Source organism: Rhodopirellula maiorica SM1 (genome assembly GCF_000346295.1).
Classification (GTDB): domain Bacteria; phylum Planctomycetota; class Planctomycetia; order Pirellulales; family Pirellulaceae; genus Novipirellula; species Novipirellula maiorica.
Map to the genome: position 1 here is coordinate 25,811 of NZ_ANOG01000249.1, position 18,152 is coordinate 43,962.

Sequence of the window (18,152 nt, forward strand, 5' to 3'; positions counted from 1 at the left end):
CGGATGCCAAAGAATCACTTAAACGTTCGCTTTTCGCAATCTCTGCGGAACAATTGGAATTTGTTTGCGTTGATCGCCTTTGTGGCTTGTCTTGGATGTAGGGATGCTGTTGAGGAATCGCCCACCGTGCCGCCGCCTGAGGCGGTGACACCTGCCGAACAAGTGCCGGCGCCAGCCGAATCGTCGCAATCCGAACCACCGGGGCAGCTCGAATTGCCGCCCGGGGATATCCCCCCAGCGAACTCCAATACGCCCAAGCCCGGAGGCGGCGGTGGTTTGGAGATGCCTGACCTGCAGACCAGCAACAAGCCGCCGGTCGCCGATGACGCGGAAACGGCGGAGTCCGAAATTTTGTACGGTTCCTTGGACGAAATTCAAAATCGGATCTCCAACACCAACAAAATCACCGTCGTCGATTTTTGGTCGCTCTCCTGTCGCCCGTGTCTCGAAGAATTTCCTGGCTTGGTGCGACTGGATAAACAGTTCGCCGACAAAGTCCAATGCATCTCGGTGGACGTCGATTACGATGGACGAAAGTCGCGGCCACCGAAACATTACGAAGAACGAGTCGTTGCGTTTGTCACCAGTGTCGGAGCGACTTTTCCTAACTACATCAGCACGACCGAAAGCGATGAAATCTATTCCGAATTGGATCTTGATTCGATTCCTGCTGTGTTGATCTACGATGCGGAAGGGAAATTAGTCAAAAAGTTTGTCGACGCCGGCGATACCGCGGGCTTCACATACGACAAGCAGGTGATTCCGTTTGTTAAACAGTTGATGCAGGATGCCAATTAGCCGCATCAATCGTGGTTCCTTAGCCAATGATCCCGTTGCGGAGATTTCCTGGCGTTACTTGTTCGTTTCCAGTCGCTCGAACACATATTCGTTGCATCCCCAGCCGCTGCCAACGGTTTTGAGTTGATTGAGCACAAAACCGCGTTGTCGCAGTGGCACGATGATCGATACCGGCTTGGCGACTTCGAACGGCAGCCCTCCGATCCAATCGACCCAGTCGTGCCAAGCCGACATGCCGCGGTCCTCGCGTTTCGCTCGCCAATCTCTCAGCGGTGACGGGTTTTGCAAACGAGCAAGCCGGGCAAGTGCAAACTTGCACTCGTACCATGACGCAATGGTTAACACCCACAATGGACGCAGCGGTTTGGGCAGACGGTTATAGATCTGTTTGATCTTCAGCCATCGTCGACTCGCGCCGCCTTGGTCATTGTAGATCGCCAGACATAGTTGACCGCCCGGTTTGGTCGCACCTGCGGCAATTTCAATCGCGCGATCCATCTGGCCGGTGTGATGCAGCACGCCCCAGGAATAGACGATGTCGAACATCCCCAACGATTCGATCATGGCTTGGTCGAGCACCGAGCCCTGGTCGATCTGCCAATTGGATGCTTGATTGGCAAAGCGTTGCTTCAATGCTTGGGTGCACCCGACACTGTCGCGGTCGTAGTCAATCGAGACGACGTCGGCGCCCAGGTTGTGGGCCGCCAAAGAGAATAACCCGCTGCCGCTGCCGATATCCAACAACCGTTTGCCGGCAAGCGATTGAGTGCCAAGCATTTGCTGAAGCGATCGCTCGGCTTCGACCACGCGATCGTCGTCGAGTCGCTCGAGAAAGGATCGCCAATTCTCACCAAACGTAAAACGTGGCCGTTCATGTTCGTTGGCTGCGGAAGTCGATGTCACGGAACGTCTGGGGCCAGAGTGAAGAAAGAGGGCAAAGCCAAGCAGGATTACGAACGCGGACGAAAAAGGGCGCGGAAAAGGGGGACAGCTTGCAAAAGGGGCTGAGGTGCAAATGGTCCATTGGATCCAATAAAAGCGATCTTGCGATTCCTATTGCTATCGGCTGCGGTCCTATACGTGGCCGCAAAGTCGGGTGGATTCGTTACTTTGTCCATAATCCTCACAACCGAAATGATTCTCACAGCACACAGTGTCAACATAAAACACATCAACCGGTTCGGAAATCGTAAAGTCAGCTTGTTCTTATCTTAAGAAAGTGTATCTCGTTCCAGCGAAATTCGATAGCAAACAAAGGCCGGGTCGCCGTTACCGTTTGATTGTTGGAAATAAAAATAGGCTGGTTTACCGAACGATGCGAAACCTTTTTACCTACCTTTTGTTGGGCTTGGGCGTTTGTGCCGCGACGCCGTCGTACGGTCAGAGCACCATTAGCAATTCACCGTTCGATTTGACCCTTAGCAAAGGTAGTTGGATCGCGTCGCTTCCTGAATATCAGATGGGAACCAACAGCAGCGGTGGATCGGCGTTCTTTGACGATCAAGACCAGTTCGGTGGGATCGTGCGACTCGACGCCGTTCGTCGGGCACTCGGAACTCGCACCAGTTTCGAAGGCAACATTTTCTATGCGTTCGCCGGATCGTCGAGCGACGGAAGCACGGGGGATATTAATTTTCCTAATCCGGCCGATGGTTCCAATCTATTGCGATCCGGGGCTTCGCCACAATTCGACAGCGATGTTCAGCATTACGGAGGTGACCTTGTCATTCGCGATACTTGGAAAACTCGCTTTGGCGGACTTTCTGCTGGGGTGGCGTATAGCTTGATGGGGTTTGATCAAGACTTTGAACTCGATGACGGCTCACTACGCTTGTTCAAAGAAGAACTCGATACCGATTTCCAAGGCGGGAAAGTGGTCACCGGTTGGGACGGGTACCTGTTAGGACGGGCGAGCAATTTGAAGCTGAACGTCGGTATCTATGACATGGATGCCAACTATTGGGCAACCCCGTCGGCGGTCCCAGCCAACTATAGTGCCGAACTCAGCAAGACGACCTACACGATTGAGACCGAGTTCACGACCCGCGATCAATTGTGGGGCTACGACGTCGGGATGACAATCGGCGTCACCTACTTTGCCGACATGCCTACGATCAACCACAACGTCGGATCGGCGGCAACGCTCGGAACCGACGATGCGGTGACAGTATCGCTAATGTGTGACATCCTGCTGCTGTAGATCGCAGCAGCGAGCTTGGCTTACTGCGTTTGTTCTTTGTTACAACTGCTGTCCATCGGTGTGGATTCGCCAACCACATCGACCGGATGCGTGTAAAGGTAACGCCAAACATCTTCGTGCATGAATTCGCCGGTTGCTTTGCTCTTGTAAGCCCGGCTGCCCGGCTGGACGCTACTGTGTGCCACGCTCGCATTTCCGTTGACGTCAAAGTCGGTGATCAGCCGCCGGGTGTTTTGATACGGAAATTTCACCTTGTCGACGTTCACGATCGGGCCAAATTTGTGCATCCCTAGCAGTTCCCAGCTGCGGCAATAGTGGTCGGCGGTCCAGCCGCCATCGAGCACATGCGAGAATCCAAAGTAACGGTTCTCGGGCGTTGCCGACGGTAATGCTTGCCACGATTGGTATTGGTCACGTGGACCACACAGCGCCACGACGCGAGCGACCTTGACATGCTTGGCAAAGCGGGCGGCGGTAGTAGAGCCGTGGGATGCTCCGGAAACAATCACCTTGTCCCAACGCAGATCCTTGCCGTCGTCGCTTAGAAATTGTTCCCATTTGCCTTGCGGATGCTTTTGGGCCAAGTATTTCACGTATTGGTAGGCACGCTGCATCATGCCGTCGGGTTTAGGGATGTCGACTTCGTCACTGAAGTCTTCGCCCGTCGCCGCTTCCAAACGAATGTTGCCTCGGCAATGTTCGCTGACCGGTTTTTCTTGGCAGCAAACGCCAAACCATTTGTTCGCATAATGGACTTGCATCGCGTGCAGTCCGTAGCTGTTTAGCCGATCGAACAATCCACTGTTTGGGCCCATCAACCAAATCACCAACTCACCCCGAGGGGCAACCCGCGTGTCTACCGAGGCGTATTGAGTATCAGCCGGTTTGCCTTTGTCGGTTTCAATCAGGAAATTGATCTCGGGATGAGCCTTGACTCGCGAATCGATCTCGCTCGCACGTGTCGAGAATTTGTAATGCTGAGGATTGGGATCATCAAACGATGGCGGTGCCGCCATCGCTGTTGATCCACAAACAAGCAAACACAAGGACGCAGCGATGCAGCAATGTCTCATAAAACGCCTAGCAGCAGGTTGGGGTAGGGGAGAGGGCTAACCCAACGATGCGGGTTAGGTAGGTTTGTCGAGAGTCAACATCATAATCGCTAGCGGAGGAATGTTCAGCTCGAGACTGTAGGGGCGACCATGACTTTCTTCGTCAATCGTTTCTTTGGCCCCCAAATTCCCGAAGTTACTACCTCCATAGACTTCTGCGTCGCTGTTTAAAATCTCGACATACGCCCCTTTTTCAGGGACGCCGACACGGTAATCGGCGTGCGTGGATGGCGTAAAGTTGACCACCACCACGACTTGTTGGCCGTCACGTGATGTGCGACAGAAGGTGTAGATGCTTTTTGCAGCATCGTCTGCCGCGATCCACGAGAACCCGGCGGGGTCACAGTCGAGTTCGTGTAGCGCCGGGTAATCTTTGTGCAGGCGATTCAAATCACCGACAAAACGCTGCAGTCCATCATGGAACCGGTATTCCAATAACGCCCAATCCAATTGCTCTTCATATTTCCATTCGGACCACTGGCCAAACTCGCAGCCCATGAACATCAATTTCTTGCCCGGTACGGCGTACTGGTAACCGAACAACAATCGCATGTTGGCAAATTTTTGCCAATCGTCACCAGGCATTCGGGAGATCAAAGATCCTTTGCCGTGAACCACTTCGTCATGCGAAAGTGGCAATACAAAGTTCTCGCTGTAGGCGTAAACCGAACGGAAGGTCAATTCGTTTTGATGATACTTGCGATGAATAGGGTCGCGTTTCATGTACTCCAGCGTGTCGTGCATCCATCCCATGTCCCACTTCATCCCAAAGCCGAGGCCGCCGGTATAAACGGGACGAGAAACGCCGCCGAACGACGTCGATTCTTCGGCCAACGTGATCGCGCCGGGAAAGTCGGCGTGCAGATGCGTATTCATCTCTTTCATGAAATTGATGGCTTCAAAGTTTTCGTTGCCACCAAAACAGTTTGGCACCCATTCGCCATCGTTGCGTGAGTAGTCCAAATACAACATCGATGCGACCGCGTCGACTCGCAGCCCATCGATGTGGTACTCCTTCAACCAAAATCGAGCGCTGGCGTGCAAGAAGTCGCGGACTTCGTGACGACCGTAATTAAAAATGTGAGTCTTCCAATCTGGATGGAATCCTTGCTTGGGGTCGTCATGTTCATACAACCCGGTGCCATCAAAACGAGCCAACCCGTGCGCGTCATAAGGGAAGTGGGCGGGAACCCAATCGATGATCACCCCGATGCCGTTTTGGTGACAATAGTCGACGAAATAGCGGAATTCGTCTGGTTCGCCAAAGCGACTCGTCGGCGCAAAGTAACTGGTCACTTGGTAGCCCCACGATCCGTCGAAGGGGAACTCTGTGATCGGCATCAATTCAATATGAGTGAAGCCAAGCGATTTGACATGCTCGACCAACATCTCTGCCAACTCGCGATAACTATGGTAACGACGTCCGTCCCAAGGCCGTTTCCATGATGGCAAGTGGACTTCATAGATCGACATCGGTTCGTGAAGCCAGTCACTCTTGCTGCGTTTTTCCATCCAAGCTTCATCGCCCCAACTGTATTGGTCCAGGTCGTACACGATCGAAGCGGTCGCCGGAGGATGCTCGGCGTAAAACGCAAATGGGTCCGCCTTGTGTAAGACTTCGCCATGTTTGGTGCGGATCCCATATTTGTACGATGTGCCATGGGTGACTCCGGGAACAAAGCCCGTCCATACACCCGAGTCACTGCCGGTCAGCCAATCGGCTCCGTGTTGCCAGCCGTTGCCGTCGGTCAACACACTGACCTCGGTCGCGTTTGGCGCCCACACGGCAAAGCGGGCACCTTCGACGTTGTCACGCGTGTCGAGGTGAGCCCCAAGCCAGTGGTAACGCTCGGTCGATTGAGCGACATGAGGGACGGGTTTTGCTGGAAGCGGTTGGGTCAGCGGAGCGGTGGGCTTCGCAGGCGTCGCTTGAGGTGCCGAGGCTTGTTGCACAATGGGAACTGCTTGCTTGGGGGCTGTGGTTTGTTTTTGCGACATGGCTTGGGAGGCGGGTCCGGTCGGCGTTGGGGGCTTGGCTGACATCGCGTGAACTCTCATTCAATTAGAGGGCATAACTCAAGGGGCTATTCGAAGCCGTTTGACGAGCGTCGGAGTGTTCTTTCTGACCCCTCTAAAATAACGCGATTCAGACAGGGGGATACCGGGAATGCACCCTTTTCACGCTCGGATTGACTGTTCCGCTTTGCAACGGCCTAGTGGCTTGATGGCCGCCACATGGGGACCGAGTGGTAAGCCACATGAAAATCGAGTGGCAAGTCACATGAAAATCGGGTGGTAAAAAGTTGGCTCGATCGCAGGTTGCCCACGGGATGCCGCCTCGCCCTCGGCTAGCCGCCCCTGTCTGGCCGCCCCTGTCTGGACGCCGATCGCCGATGCCACCCAATCATGCACTAGACAAACGTATGCGATCGGTTTGATTGCGGGCGGTTTGATCGCTGGCGGTTGTGCAATGACTCGTTTATTTGACTGGATTGACCACAGCACACACCAACCGGCATTTTCAATCATGTTAGACTTGAACCGCCTTCGTGTTGTCTTGCTGCGTTCGATTTCCTATCTGCTTAGATTGAGTTTCCCTGATGCCTGCTTTTGAAGTGTCTCGGTCGATTGAAATGGCAGTGCCTCCCGAAACGGTGTTCGACTGCGTCGCTGATTTTGGCACCTGGACCAAGTGGTCGCCTTGGCTGGGGATCGATCCCGATGCGGTGGTGACGGTTTCCGATCCCCCAAATACCGTGGGATCGATTTATCGCTGGAAAGGGGACGTCGTTGGCGCGGGCGAAATCGAGCACTTGAACCTCGATCGGCCCCGTCAAATTAGCGAAGAGATTCGTTTTACCAAGCCGTTTAAGTCCACTTCCAAGGTCGGTTTCACTTTCGAAGCGACTGACGCCGGGACCAAGGTGACGTGGCGAATGCAGGGGCGTTTGCCATGGTTCTTGTTTTGGATGCGTGCCAACATGCAAACCGTAATTGGCATGGATTACGATCGTGGACTGAAAATGCTGCGTGAACATCTCGAGACCGGCGAAGTGCTGTCAAAAATCGAAGTGCATGGAGTCCAAACGGTTTCGGAGATCGATGTCTATGGTGTCAGCGATGCGGCGCCGCCAAACAACATGGGGCCTGCGATGGAGCGTGTTTTTTCAGCCAGCGGAGAAAAATTAAAACAAGCCGACGTGTCGCTCGATGCGCCGATGGTCAGCGTGTATCACCCTTGTGATTTAAAACAGAACCAATTTTCATTCACGGGCGGTTTCGCGGTCTCCAACGAGGATGGGATGGCTGCCGGATTGGAACACTGTCATCTACCCGCCGGCAACGCGCTGCACATCCGGCATATCGGCAGCTATGAAAACTTGGGTAATGCCTGGAGCGGTGCTTACCAATACGCTCGCTACAAGAAGCTAAAAGTTCTACGCCAAGATGCTTACGAAATCTATCGCAACGATCCTGCGACCACGGCCCCGCGAGATCTGATCACCGATATCTATTTGCCGTTAAGGTGAATCGACCCGCTTCGACAACTCCGAAACATGCTAAGCATGCGTGTTGATAGCAACCCATGGCCGTTGCTTTGACGCTACGCTGCGGGACTTGGGTTCGTCTTTACTCGCGTTGGTGTGATTTTCTATACCTACACCAATGGGCCGTGAGCAGCGGCGGAGATTGCCCTCGTTCGAGCAGGCGTCTTTAATCGAGGTTTTTAGGAAGGGATTTCGCAATGGATAACGGATTGTTCGGCGAGGCTACGTCCGAAGAGGCTATTGTGGCCGATGCGGCCAACCGTGGTTCGCGCGTGTCCTTTACCGAAGCGACCGAAGAATTCATTGGCGATGTGACCAACGGCGACGTTTCGGGGGCGATGGAGTACATCACGTTGCACCTGGTGCCTCAGTTGTTCCTGGCGGCAATCGGATTGGCCGTTATTTTTCTGGGCTATTTGGTTGCCAGCTATCTGTCGCGGATTATCAGCAAACCGGTTCGTCGCCGCGTCGACGAAACGCTGGGGATCTTTGTCGGCCGGATCGTCTTTTACTGCATCATGTTCGGAGTGGTTGGGGCGGTATTGTCCAAGATGGGGGCTCCGCTGGGCGGATTAGCCGCGATGCTTGCCGCTGCTGGCTTTGCTATCGGTTTGGCGTTCCAGGGCACGCTTAGCAATTTTGCCGCTGGTGTATTGATGTTGGTGTTTCGTCCATTCAAAGTCGGTGATTTCGTTAACGCCGCTGGGGTGATGGGTAAGGTTAACGAGATCGACTTGTTCACCACCACGCTGGATACTCCGGATAATCGCCGAATTATTGTTCCCAACAGTTCAATTTCTGGCGGAACGATTGAAAATATCAGCCATCATCATCACCGCCGTGTCGAGGTTCCGGTGGGGGTTGCTTATGCCGCCGACATTGACGCCACGCGGGCTGCACTGACGGCGGCGGTCATGAAATTTGAAAGCGAGATCATTCCCGGCGAATCGCGGGGCCATGCCGTCATTATGAGCAATCTGGGGGCGAGCTCGGTCGATTGGCTGGTCCGTATGTGGGTGCCGTCGAAGGAGTTCTTTCGCTTGAAGGAAGCGTTGACCGTCGAGGTCAAACGTCATCTTGATGCCAACGAAATAAGTATCCCGTTCCCGCAATTGGATGTTCATCTAAGCCGAGCCGACGGTGCCGAGGAAGCAGTGTTCCAGCGTCCACGTGTACGTCCGCTGCGACGCGCCGTCGACGGACACGCGATGCCTCACGCATCGTAATTCCACCGTGGGGACTTGCAAGCGAATCCGCAAAATCGCAGATGGTCGGCGTCCCGATCGCGGATCAAACGCTATAGGTTTAGACCAGCAAACGACTTAAAACGCTTCGCAATAAAATTTCCGAATCAACACCCTTGCCACCGCTCCAGCGATTATGATGACGCCCACTTTTCAGTAGTACACATCAGCGTTCATCACGAGGCTGTTGTTCCCTATCGAGTCTCGCGTTAATCGTGTGGCCGACTTAGATCGATAGTGATCGACATCGTGATGAGCAGGGACGAAGGAGCAAGGCATAGTATGTGGCACTCAAGCCGGGGAGATCGAACGTTAAGAGGGAGTGAAGCAACGTTGGTCAGTCTGGCCATCGACACGATGATCGATGCGATCTTGTTGCATTTCGATGACGAGGATGAATCGTCAATGGCACCGGAATGCCAAACTGGAATCGCGGTCTACGATTCGCTGACCGCGTCACAGCGAATCGGTTTGTTACACGACATCGCACGCTATTTGTTGACTGATACCGAGTCGGTCATGGCATTGTCCGCAGCGACCGAAGCCGCGATCGCGGCGATCTATGTCGAGGTCCGCGACCAAGTGGCAATTGAAATCGATTTGTATAGCGAGAATGCGCAAAATGAACGGGTGACCGATATCGCCCCCTGGCGTAGTTTAGTGTTGTCGGCGTACCAGTCGTTGTTTCGAGCGGCAGAGCCCGGCGAAGATTTTCACAGCGAAGCTGATTTGGCCTGTGATCCATCCGCGTTGCCTGCGGTCACCTCGGATGATTTGCCACGTTGGGAAACATTGATTGAACGGTTGACCGATGCGGTGCTGTGGGATCGTGATTTCGAAATGGCCGATAGCTTTCTGGATGTTGACCCGGGGATCTCGGATCGTCGCCGACGATTGCTCGGTATCGATGCGGACTATTTCACCTGCGTTGCACCCGATCCGCGTCCCGAGCAAGTGATGCGTTTGGTTTGGAATACACGCGATATCATTCGTTCGAAACCACGCTAAACATGTCGGCCAAACTTTTAGTAGCACCATCGGTAGTGGACGAGGCAACGAATCCCGTGCTGCAAGACTTGCTGCCTCGTCCACTACGACATTAAATTTTGCGGCCGATGCGAATCAGGTAGGCAAAACGGCTAACAAACCGAACGACTCCTTCCTACCGACTCCTTTCCTACCAGCTCCTTCCTACCGGATTAGTGAAGTCGTTCCGAGACTTTCGTCTCGTTCTAGGCGACTTTCCCCACGGATTCATCTTGCCACCGCCCGCGCGAAATCGGCAAACTGAGGTACCTTCTTGCAGCAATCTTTGCCTGCGTTTGGTTCCACGAAGGTTTGCCGAATCATGAAACCACTGCTCTCGCTGTTGCGAGCCGTCTATTGTTGCAATACCCATCACTTTTTCGCCCTCGATGCGCTGCCGCTAATCGCGACTGACAGCGGTAAGCGATTGACGCGGCTGCTGCTACGCTACCCCGATCACTATCTCCGCGGGGCAGTTGATCCTGATTACCGTTTTCGTGATTATCAAAATCATGTTGTGCATGTCAGCGAAGGCTATTGGGGAGGTGCACCGCGAGTGGCACACCAATGGTATGACCGCTTGCTCAAGTACTTGCGGACCGATCGTTGGGCCGATGCGGCGCATGCTGCGGGCGTGCTGAGCCATTATTTCACTGATCCACTGCAACCGCTCCATACCGCGCATGGTGATCGCGAACGTGTGCTGCATCAACCGATCGAATGGAGTGTTCAAGCGGCATACCGCAGCATTTTTGATGATTGGCAACGTAGCGAGTTACAGGTCGTATTTCAGCTCGCCGAAGATCCTGGTTGGCTTGGCGAAGCGATCCTGCATGGAGCTCGCTTTGCCAATCAAAAATATGACATCTTGATTCACCATTACGATCTGCAAAAGAGTGTCGACAATCGAGCGGCCGCGTTTGACGATCGGTCGCGATCAGCACTGACCGAGTTGGTGGGATTGACCGTCACCGGATGGGCGTGCGTGCTGGAACGCATCGCGCGCGAAGCCGAACAGATCCGCGGTGATTCGCTGCCTGCATTTTCACTTTGGCGGCCTTTTGTTGCCGCGACAATCAAAACGCCGTTTCGGCTTTGGGGCAACCGGATCGAATCCAAATGGATTCAAGATGAATTGGAGAGTTTGGTCGAAGAGTATGGTCGCACGGGGCAGTTGAGACGCCATCTGCCAGCCGAAGTCGATATCGTTCATCGTGTGGTGAAAATCTATCACGACGAATTACGCTGGAAACAAGAGCGTGAGCGGCGACTGAAATCGCGACAAACCGTCACGCGTGTCGACAAGCCAAGGGATCAACCGGTCGAGACGCCGATCGCAATGCCTTCTCGCCGTGCCGCCTAGCACCGAACACAGTGCTGGTTTGACCGTACGCTCGGTGAAAACAGTGTTTTTTCGGGGGGGAGGCTGAGCGGCTGCCGGGGGCTCCCCGTCACTTGCGATGGCGAACTTGGTATCCTAGTAAGATTGCGAAAATCGTCCGGCTGCAGTGCGTTCTTGACGCTGGGAAATTGACCCCCGTGGGGTCGTTGATCTCTGAACAAACGCCGCACGAATCGTGTCCACCTCGTTGAAAAATTCGCGTTGAAAAATACGCGTGGAGTGCCAAGGGGGGATCACTGCACGATTCCGCGCGAATTTCGGTGCCGATCTTGCAGCATGCGTCGCGAGCGTGGTCGACAGTGGTTTCGATGATCAATTTTTGACGATGTAGGACGCCCCTCTTCACAAACGACGGAGACACGCAGATGCGAGCTTTTGAATCAACCCAGATCTTTTTTGATGCAGCGGCCGAGCATCTCAATATTGAACCCTCGCTGCGTGAAGCGCTGTTGATGCCTAGCCGCGAGGTTCAGGTCCAAGTCACGATCGAACGCGATGATGGCTCGCTGGCTAATTATGTTGGTTTTCGTGTCCAGCATGACAACAGTCGAGGACCGATGAAGGGAGGTTTACGGTATCACCCGCAAGTCGATTTGGACGAAGTGCGATCATTGGCCAGTTTGATGACATGGAAGACCGCGGTTGTCAATTTGCCCTATGGAGGTGCAAAAGGTGGCATTGGGGTCAATCCGTCAAAAATGTCCAAACGAGAAATTGAGCGGTTGACGCGTGCTTTTGTTGATCAGATCCATGACATCGTCGGTCCCGACACGGACATCCCGGCGCCCGATATGGGAACGGATCATCAAGTGATGGCATGGTTTCGCAACCAATGGGAAAAGTACCACGGTTTCAACCCGGCGGTAATCACGGGAAAACCGGTCGAGGAATACGGGGCTCGCGGTCGCGAAGAGGCGACCGGTCGCGGAGTCGGTTCGCTGACTGTCAAGTTGGCTAAACGCTTAGGGATCAAGCCTGCGGCGGCCAAGACCGCGATTCAAGGATTTGGGAACGTCGGCACGCATGCAGCTAAATTTTTGTACGAGTCCGAGTTTCCGATCATCGCAGTCAGCGATCTGACGGGTACCTATTACGACCCCAATGGATTGAACATTTCCGAAGTCCTGCGTCACAAGCTGAATCACCCAAAGGGATTGCTCGAAGGTTATCAGCACTGTGAATGTTTGCCGGTCGATGCGTTGATGAGTCTGCAGGATGTCAATGTTTTGATTCCGGCGGCGCTGGGCGGCGTGATTACGTCCGAGAACGTGAACGACATTCATGCTTCGATCATTATCGAAGCCGCTAACGGTCCGGTCGATCCCGAAGCCGACGCCGTCTTGCAGGAAAAAGGCGTCACCATCTTGCCCGACATTCTGGCAAATGCAGGCGGCGTGACGGTCAGCTATTTCGAGTGGGTCCAAAATCGTCAACACTATCGTTGGACCTTGGATCGTGTTCGGCAAGAACTCGATCACACCATGAACGAAGCGTTCGAGAATGTTTGGCAAACGGCTCAGCAAAACAATGTTTCGCTTCGGAACGCCGCCTACATGATCGGGATCACGCGGGTCCGCCGAGCCGCCGAATTGGCCGGACTTACGTCTTAGGGTTTTCGGTTGGTTCTTACATTCAACTGGGGCTAGCGTCCAAGCGGCCAATGGGATTGAACTCAATCATTTTTTTTCGTGCTTAGCATCACGTTCTATCTACTACATTTAAATCAACTATAAATATCGATTTTTCGAGAGGATATCGTTTTGGAAATTTGGCCCGCAATTGATCTGCGTCATGGTAAACCGGTTCGCCTGAAACAGGGTGACTATGATCGCCAAACCATTTTTGGTGACGATCCCGTCGAGTTTGCCAAGCGATGGCAAGACGCTGGCGCAAAGCGGTTGCATTTGGTCGACCTCGATGCGGCGCGTGGCGATGATCCTGAGCGGAACCGCGATGCGGCAAAGCGGATCGTCGAAGCGACGGGCTTGCCTTGCCAGCTCGGCGGCGGTGTGCGTGATGAGGCGGCGATTGAACTATTGTTGGGACTTGGGTTGGCTCGGCTGGTCGTCGGGTCCCAGGCACTGAAACAGCCTGCGTGGTTCGCGTCGATGTGCGATCGCTATCCCGGCCAATTGGCTGCCGGAATCGATGCTCGCGATGGCATGGTTGCCACCGATGGTTGGTTGGAAACCAGCACGACCCCCGCAATCGAATTGGCTCAAGACCTTCGCAGCCGAACCGCCAACATCGCCGCAATTATCTACACCGATATCGCACGTGACGGGATGATGAGTGGCCCCAATTTTGACGGGCTTGCTCAAATGGCCTCGGCTACCGATATCCCGCTTGTCGCTAGCGGCGGAGTAACAACGCTAGATGACGTGCGTCAGTTGGTGGAAATGGATATGCCCGCTGCGATTATTGGACGCTCCTTGTACGACGGTGCGATGAACTTAGAGGACGTGGTTCAAATCGCAAACGATTTGTAAAACAGGGGAGTTGTGGCATGAATTGTCTACGAATTCAGGCGTGCTGTGGCTGGATCGTGCTGTGGTTGGCGTTGTGGAATCCGTCCATCGTCTTTGCAGACGACTACAAACAGTTGCCTCCGCCCGGAATCGAAATCGATCCTCAGGTCAAAAATGTCTTGGCCACGCGAGTCGATCGCTTAGACAGCGAGGTCGATGCGTTAGCGGATGCGGAATCCGATGCATCAAGCTGGCTGCCCGACGTTCGCGTGCTGACTCGAGCGGTCCGATTGGCCGTTGCACAGGATCGTTTCTACAAAACGTCCGAGACAAAGGACGCCGCTAAACTGCTCGACGAAGCGGAGCGTCGAATTGCGGCAGTGAAATCGGGCACCCGCGGGATGGCACTGTTAGGCGTCTCTGTTCGCAGCAGTGACAAGCCTCAAATGGTCGTCGGCGGGTTCGTGTCTCATATCGACGACTCGGTCCAGCCGTATGGCTTGGTGATTCCTGCGGGGTTCAAACTCGGGACGACAACGCCGCACCGCTTGGATGTATGGCTGCATGGGCGTGGCGATACCAAGACGGAAATCCCGTTTCTGACCGAGCGGATGAATAAGGTCGGCACTTACGCGCCCGCGAACACAATCGTGTTGCATCCGTTTGGGCGTCACTGCAACGCATTTAGGTTCGCCGGCGAAACCGATGTCTACGAAGCGCTGCAGCACGTCGAGCGAATCTTGCCGATTGACCGCGATCGTATTGCGATTCGAGGGTTTTCGATGGGCGGCGCGGGGTGTTGGCACTTGGCCGTCCATGATCCGTTGCAGTGGTTCGCGGCCAATCCGGGAGCCGGTTTTGTCGATTCGATCGTCTATCAAGGTTGGCAGACAAATCCCCCCTTCGAAATCACTCCGGTTCGGCAAAAACTGCTTCGTTGGTACGACGTGCTGCCGTGGGTGACAAACCTACAAAACACGCACCCGGTCGCCTACAGTGGCGAAGTCGACAAGCAACGCCAAGCCGCCGATCGTGTGGTCGCTGCGGCGAAGGAGGCCGGTTTTGAGTTTCCGTATGTGATCGGCGCCAAAATGGGGCACAAGGTTGACGCGGTTTCGATCACAGAAATCGATCGTCAATTGGCGGACGTTGCCGCCCAACCGCTGCCACAACCACGTCGCCAGATCGAATTTGTTACCTACACCACCCGCTATTGCAATGCGGATTGGTTGAGCGTGACGGGGCTCGAAGAACATTGGTCTGCTGGCAAAGTCAAAGCCAAGATTGCCGCCCAGGATCGCTTGGTCGTCAAGACCGAAGGTGTAACACATCTGGAATTTGATTTTCGCAAATCCGCCTGGCCGACTGTGTCTCGTGATGTCGATCTGATCATTGATGGTGCGCGTTTTATCGTTCCCGATCAAAACGATGCACCCGGATGGCAATGCCGTTTGGTTCGTGGAGCTGGCGAATGGAACATTGACGTGTCTGAGCCGAACGTGTTGCGAAAGCGTCCGGGATTGCAGGGGCCGATTGATGATGCATTTTGCGACCGATTCTTATTCGTTTTGCCGACTCGGCCTGCGACGCATGGCGAAGTCCAGCGGTGGGTGAACCGTGAACAGCAATACGCGCAACAACGTTGGCGGGAATTGATGCGTGGTGATGTGCGTGTGGTCAAGGACGTTGATCTGACCGAGGATCAAATCAAAAACAATCATCTCGTTTGTTTTGGTGATTTCTTTAGTAACCGTTACCTCGCACGCATCCGCCGTGAGTTGCCGATCGAGTGGACCAAGGAAAAGATTACCGTAGGCGACAAGACGTTTAATCCGGCCACGCATGCGGTTGCGCTGTGTTATCCTAATCCCAAGAATCGGACCAAGTACGTGGTCGTTAACAGTGGGATGACATTTCGAGAATTTTCAAACGTCAGCAACTCGCGTCAAATCGCAATGCTTCCCGATTGGGCGGTCATCAACGTGCAAGCCGAAGACGACAGCATCTTTCCCGGTAAAATCGAGGCCGAGGGTTTTTTTAATGAATCCTGGGGCCTTTAGGAGAAGCAGCCTTCATGACTTTCGGTCAGATCCTCTCAGCAATCCGAAACTCTTGACCCGTGTCGCTGCTTCGATATGCCTTGGGCCGGTGACCGGCTGATGACCGGCTGGTGAAGCCTGTCGCACAAAAAAAGCGACGCGATGTTTCCATTGCGTCGCTTTGCGTTGATGGTCGAGCTCTATCGCTTGGATAGACGTCGCTCAAGTGCTTTCTGTGGTAGCGGCATGATCTGAGCTGCACCGCCTGGGTTGTATAACAAATCGTCGCGACTTGGTTTCGTGTCGGTGTTTTCGTACTGAACCAAGTAGGCTCCGACTTGCATTCCGCCATGCTCGTAAACCGGTGGCCAGAATTCTTCGCCGCGAATCGCCAGCGTTTTGGCTAGCAATCGCGTTGCACGTCCTGAGAACCCACTCAGCACCATGTCGAGTCGTCCGAGAGCTTCACGGAAGATGTAAAACACCAATGCCGAGTCTTTGCCCTTGCCGCCTGCGTAGGCCCAAGTGCCGTCATCTTTTTCGTAGTAAAAGCCTGGTTCCGGAGCATCTTCGTTCTTGCTCAATCGCATCCCCGCCGACGCGGCACCCGGTTTCGGGTCGCTATCACGGTAACGCAGGAAGAACGGACACGACCGAGCCGAAACGTCATCGACATCGTCTTCGGTCACAAACGGAGTGCATCCGAATGCGTCTGAAAACATCAGCTCGACCACGGGATTGCTCTTCACGCTGCCGATGCACACCAAGCCACGGTCACCGGTCGCTTCAACAAAACCGTCAAAGACTTCGGCGGCTCGTTCGCGAGCATCCTCGAGCGTGACTTGCCCGGGACTCCAAACCAATGTTTGTTGCAAACGGTCTGGCATCGGTACCTCGGGTACTTTGCCCTCTTCGTTTTCGGCAGTCGACTTGTGTTTTGCCGCACCGCCGAGCGTCGAGACACCGTTGAGCAGTTCGCCGAACAGAACCGAATCGCTGGCGACGACGGTCGCGTTTTCGGGTGAATCGTCGCCATCGTTTTGACGAACGCCGATCACGATTTCGATGTCGCCACGGCGGGCAAGTAGTTCCCAAAAGTTTTCGGCATTGATTTGGAACAACGCGCCCGGCAACTGGTCGGCCGTCGCATAGCCATGATCAATCAAGTAATCGCATAGTCGCGAAAGTGCATCCAACGGAATGTACTTTGCCTCATTTTTTAACAGCGAAGCCACTTGGTGCCGATCCAGTCCCGTGTGTTCCACAATGGACTTGATCGTGCCTGGACGCTTACGCCGGTCCGGGGTATGCCCAAGTAATTCCGCAAGCCGGAATGCGTATCTCATTAGTGAATGTCGAAAAAGAGGAGTGAAGTAGGTGGTCCCGTTTGCGTAATAGTGTAGCAGGAAGTTGCGGTTGTCACGCCTAGGTGTCGGAATACCGTTTCCATATCCTTTGGGCCCCCCGATCAAATGCAGCGGTTAGCACGATTATGCCATGTCCATTTTGATTGGTTTACTGCTGGGGCGCCGCTAAAATGAATTTCGCGGTCGACAGCTCCATTTTGCTGGGGCATACGATGAGTGTTCTAGGTGTCCGTTGAGCTATACTTTAAGAGCTAATTTCTTCCATCTACGCAAGTTTTGACGTCTTCATGTCGCAACCGACTACTGCTTCGCAAGCCCCGCCTCCTGCGGCCAATCGCGATCAAAACGCCTTCCAAAACGTGGCGAGCTTGATCGAATCGAGGATCCGCGAGGCTCAAAATGCGCTGTGGTGGTCTGAGTTCGTGCGGAGCATTTTACGGATTTTTATCGGCGTGTTCGTTGCCGTGCTGCTCTGGGTCGTGCTGGATCAATGGATTTATACACCGGGGATGATTGCCCGGTTGGCTGGTTTCGTCGTGCTTCTAGGGTGGGTGGTGCATCAAGCGGTCACGCGGGTTTTTCCCGTGCTCAAAGGAACGATTCGGCCTGAGTATGCGGCTCGATCGCTTGAACGTGATGTTCCGGAAATGCGGCAAGAGTTGACCAGCTATGTGACGCTACGCGAGCAAAGCAGTTCACCTAGTCTTAGTGGCAAGGTCATCCGATCGATCGGCGCCCACGCCGCCAGCCGGCTTCGCACCCATGACGCGTTGCCCGCCGAAGCCACCGGCACGCTTCGATGGTGGATCGCGGCCGCAAGTTTGATGGCAATCTTTTTCATCTATGCCGCGCTGTCGCCGAAAAATAGTTTCCAATCGGCTAGCCGGTTGGTGATGCCAATCGCGTCGATCGATCCCGCCAAACGAGTCAAAATTCTCGACGTCACCC

The 18,152-nt window shown here is 54.2% G+C and carries 14 protein-coding genes and 1 pseudogene; 10 read left to right on the forward strand and 5 right to left on the reverse strand.

Translation table 11 applies throughout. The annotated features are described in order from the left end of the window. The first annotated feature begins 3 nt into the window (after positions 1 to 3). Positions 4 to 798: a TlpA family protein disulfide reductase gene (locus RMSM_RS36560; protein WP_063870203.1), complete on the forward strand. Its 795-nt coding sequence runs from the start codon at positions 4 to 6 to the stop codon at positions 796 to 798. A 54-nt stretch (positions 799 to 852) separates the two neighbouring features. Here RMSM_RS36560 and RMSM_RS07610 read toward each other — a convergent pair whose 3' ends face one another. Continuing rightward, on the reverse strand, positions 853 to 1,701 hold the full coding sequence (locus tag RMSM_RS07610; protein WP_008693791.1) for a class I SAM-dependent methyltransferase: 849 nt from the start codon (positions 1,699 to 1,701) through the stop codon (positions 853 to 855). Between the two features lie 412 nt (positions 1,702 to 2,113). Here RMSM_RS07610 and RMSM_RS07615 point away from each other — a divergent pair, with 412 nt between their 5' ends. Next, on the forward strand, positions 2,114 to 2,998 hold the full coding sequence (locus RMSM_RS07615) for a hypothetical protein (RefSeq protein ID WP_144057460.1): 885 nt from the start codon (positions 2,114 to 2,116) through the stop codon (positions 2,996 to 2,998). Between the two features lie 20 nt (positions 2,999 to 3,018). On the opposite strand, the gene RMSM_RS07620 is transcribed toward RMSM_RS07615, so the two are convergent. The 3 genes from RMSM_RS07620 to RMSM_RS07630 form a co-directional block, all read right to left on the reverse strand. Further along, positions 3,019 to 4,014: a BPSS1187 family protein gene (locus RMSM_RS07620; protein WP_008693795.1), complete on the reverse strand. Its 996-nt coding sequence runs from the start codon at positions 4,012 to 4,014 to the stop codon at positions 3,019 to 3,021. 111 nt (positions 4,015 to 4,125) lie between these two features. Next, entirely contained in the window at positions 4,126 to 6,153 is a 2,028-nt protein-coding gene (gene glgB, locus RMSM_RS07625; RefSeq protein WP_144057461.1) for a 1,4-alpha-glucan branching protein GlgB, read from the reverse strand. A 234-nt stretch (positions 6,154 to 6,387) separates the two neighbouring features. Next, on the reverse strand, positions 6,388 to 6,639 hold the full coding sequence (locus RMSM_RS07630) for a hypothetical protein (RefSeq protein WP_008693799.1): 252 nt from the start codon (positions 6,637 to 6,639) through the stop codon (positions 6,388 to 6,390). Positions 6,640 to 6,710: 71 nt separating this feature from the next. Between RMSM_RS07630 and RMSM_RS07635 the strand changes: the two genes are divergently transcribed. From RMSM_RS07635 to RMSM_RS07670, 7 genes are all read left to right on the forward strand, one after another. Then, complete coding sequence (locus RMSM_RS07635) at positions 6,711 to 7,640, forward strand: SRPBCC family protein (RefSeq protein ID WP_008693802.1); 930 nt, start codon at positions 6,711 to 6,713, stop codon at positions 7,638 to 7,640. A 215-nt stretch (positions 7,641 to 7,855) separates the two neighbouring features. Beyond that, positions 7,856 to 8,884: a mechanosensitive ion channel family protein gene (locus tag RMSM_RS07640; RefSeq protein ID WP_008693805.1), complete on the forward strand. Its 1,029-nt coding sequence runs from the start codon at positions 7,856 to 7,858 to the stop codon at positions 8,882 to 8,884. A 351-nt stretch (positions 8,885 to 9,235) separates the two neighbouring features. Then, on the forward strand, positions 9,236 to 9,910 hold the full coding sequence (locus tag RMSM_RS07645) for a hypothetical protein (protein WP_008693807.1): 675 nt from the start codon (positions 9,236 to 9,238) through the stop codon (positions 9,908 to 9,910). A gap of 340 nt (positions 9,911 to 10,250) precedes the next feature. Beyond that, complete coding sequence (locus RMSM_RS07650; protein ID WP_008693811.1) at positions 10,251 to 11,291, forward strand: phospholipase C/P1 nuclease family protein; 1,041 nt, start codon at positions 10,251 to 10,253, stop codon at positions 11,289 to 11,291. Positions 11,292 to 11,695: 404 nt separating this feature from the next. Next, positions 11,696 to 12,940, forward strand: a complete 1,245-nt coding sequence (locus RMSM_RS07660; protein WP_008693814.1) for a Glu/Leu/Phe/Val family dehydrogenase — start codon at positions 11,696 to 11,698, stop codon at positions 12,938 to 12,940. Between the two features lie 150 nt (positions 12,941 to 13,090). Then, positions 13,091 to 13,819 (forward strand): 1-(5-phosphoribosyl)-5-[(5-phosphoribosylamino)methylideneamino]imidazole-4-carboxamide isomerase, encoded by a 729-nt coding sequence (gene hisA, locus RMSM_RS07665; RefSeq protein WP_008693816.1) that lies wholly within the window; start codon positions 13,091 to 13,093, stop codon positions 13,817 to 13,819. A 17-nt stretch (positions 13,820 to 13,836) separates the two neighbouring features. Continuing rightward, positions 13,837 to 15,858 carry an alpha/beta hydrolase gene (locus tag RMSM_RS07670; RefSeq protein ID WP_008693818.1) on the forward strand — a complete coding sequence of 674 codons (2,022 nt, stop codon included), beginning with the start codon at positions 13,837 to 13,839 and terminating at the stop codon, positions 15,856 to 15,858. A 179-nt stretch (positions 15,859 to 16,037) separates the two neighbouring features. On the opposite strand, the gene RMSM_RS07675 is transcribed toward RMSM_RS07670, so the two are convergent. Then, positions 16,038 to 17,183: a helix-turn-helix domain-containing protein gene (locus RMSM_RS07675; protein WP_040764702.1), complete on the reverse strand. Its 1,146-nt coding sequence runs from the start codon at positions 17,181 to 17,183 to the stop codon at positions 16,038 to 16,040. 308 nt (positions 17,184 to 17,491) lie between these two features. On the opposite strand from RMSM_RS07675, the pseudogene RMSM_RS07680 reads away from it, so the two are divergent. After that, a pseudogene (locus tag RMSM_RS07680) lies at positions 17,492 to 18,152 on the forward strand (circumsporozoite protein- membrane associated protein); the annotation flags it as partial.

Excerpts from the sequence above, each read along its gene's own strand:
- RMSM_RS36560 (WP_063870203.1), top strand. The coding sequence starts at position 4 with ATGCCAAAGAATCACTTAAACGTTCGCTTTTCGCAATCTCTGCGGAAC.
- RMSM_RS07615 (WP_144057460.1), top strand. The coding sequence starts at position 2,114 with ATGCGAAACCTTTTTACCTACCTTTTGTTGGGCTTGGGCGTTTGTGCC.
- RMSM_RS07620 (WP_008693795.1), bottom strand. The coding sequence starts at position 4,014 with ATGGCGGCACCGCCATCGTTTGATGATCCCAATCCTCAGCATTACAAA.
- glgB (WP_144057461.1), bottom strand. The coding sequence starts at position 6,153 with ATGTCAGCCAAGCCCCCAACGCCGACCGGACCCGCCTCCCAAGCCATG.
- RMSM_RS07630 (WP_008693799.1), bottom strand. The coding sequence starts at position 6,639 with ATGATTGAAAATGCCGGTTGGTGTGTGCTGTGGTCAATCCAGTCAAAT.
- RMSM_RS07635 (WP_008693802.1), top strand. The coding sequence starts at position 6,711 with ATGCCTGCTTTTGAAGTGTCTCGGTCGATTGAAATGGCAGTGCCTCCC.
- RMSM_RS07640 (WP_008693805.1), top strand. The coding sequence starts at position 7,856 with ATGGATAACGGATTGTTCGGCGAGGCTACGTCCGAAGAGGCTATTGTG.
- RMSM_RS07650 (WP_008693811.1), top strand. The coding sequence starts at position 10,251 with ATGAAACCACTGCTCTCGCTGTTGCGAGCCGTCTATTGTTGCAATACC.
- RMSM_RS07660 (WP_008693814.1), top strand. The coding sequence starts at position 11,696 with ATGCGAGCTTTTGAATCAACCCAGATCTTTTTTGATGCAGCGGCCGAG.
- RMSM_RS07670 (WP_008693818.1), top strand. The coding sequence starts at position 13,837 with ATGAATTGTCTACGAATTCAGGCGTGCTGTGGCTGGATCGTGCTGTGG.
- RMSM_RS07675 (WP_040764702.1), bottom strand. The coding sequence starts at position 17,183 with ATGAGATACGCATTCCGGCTTGCGGAATTACTTGGGCATACCCCGGAC.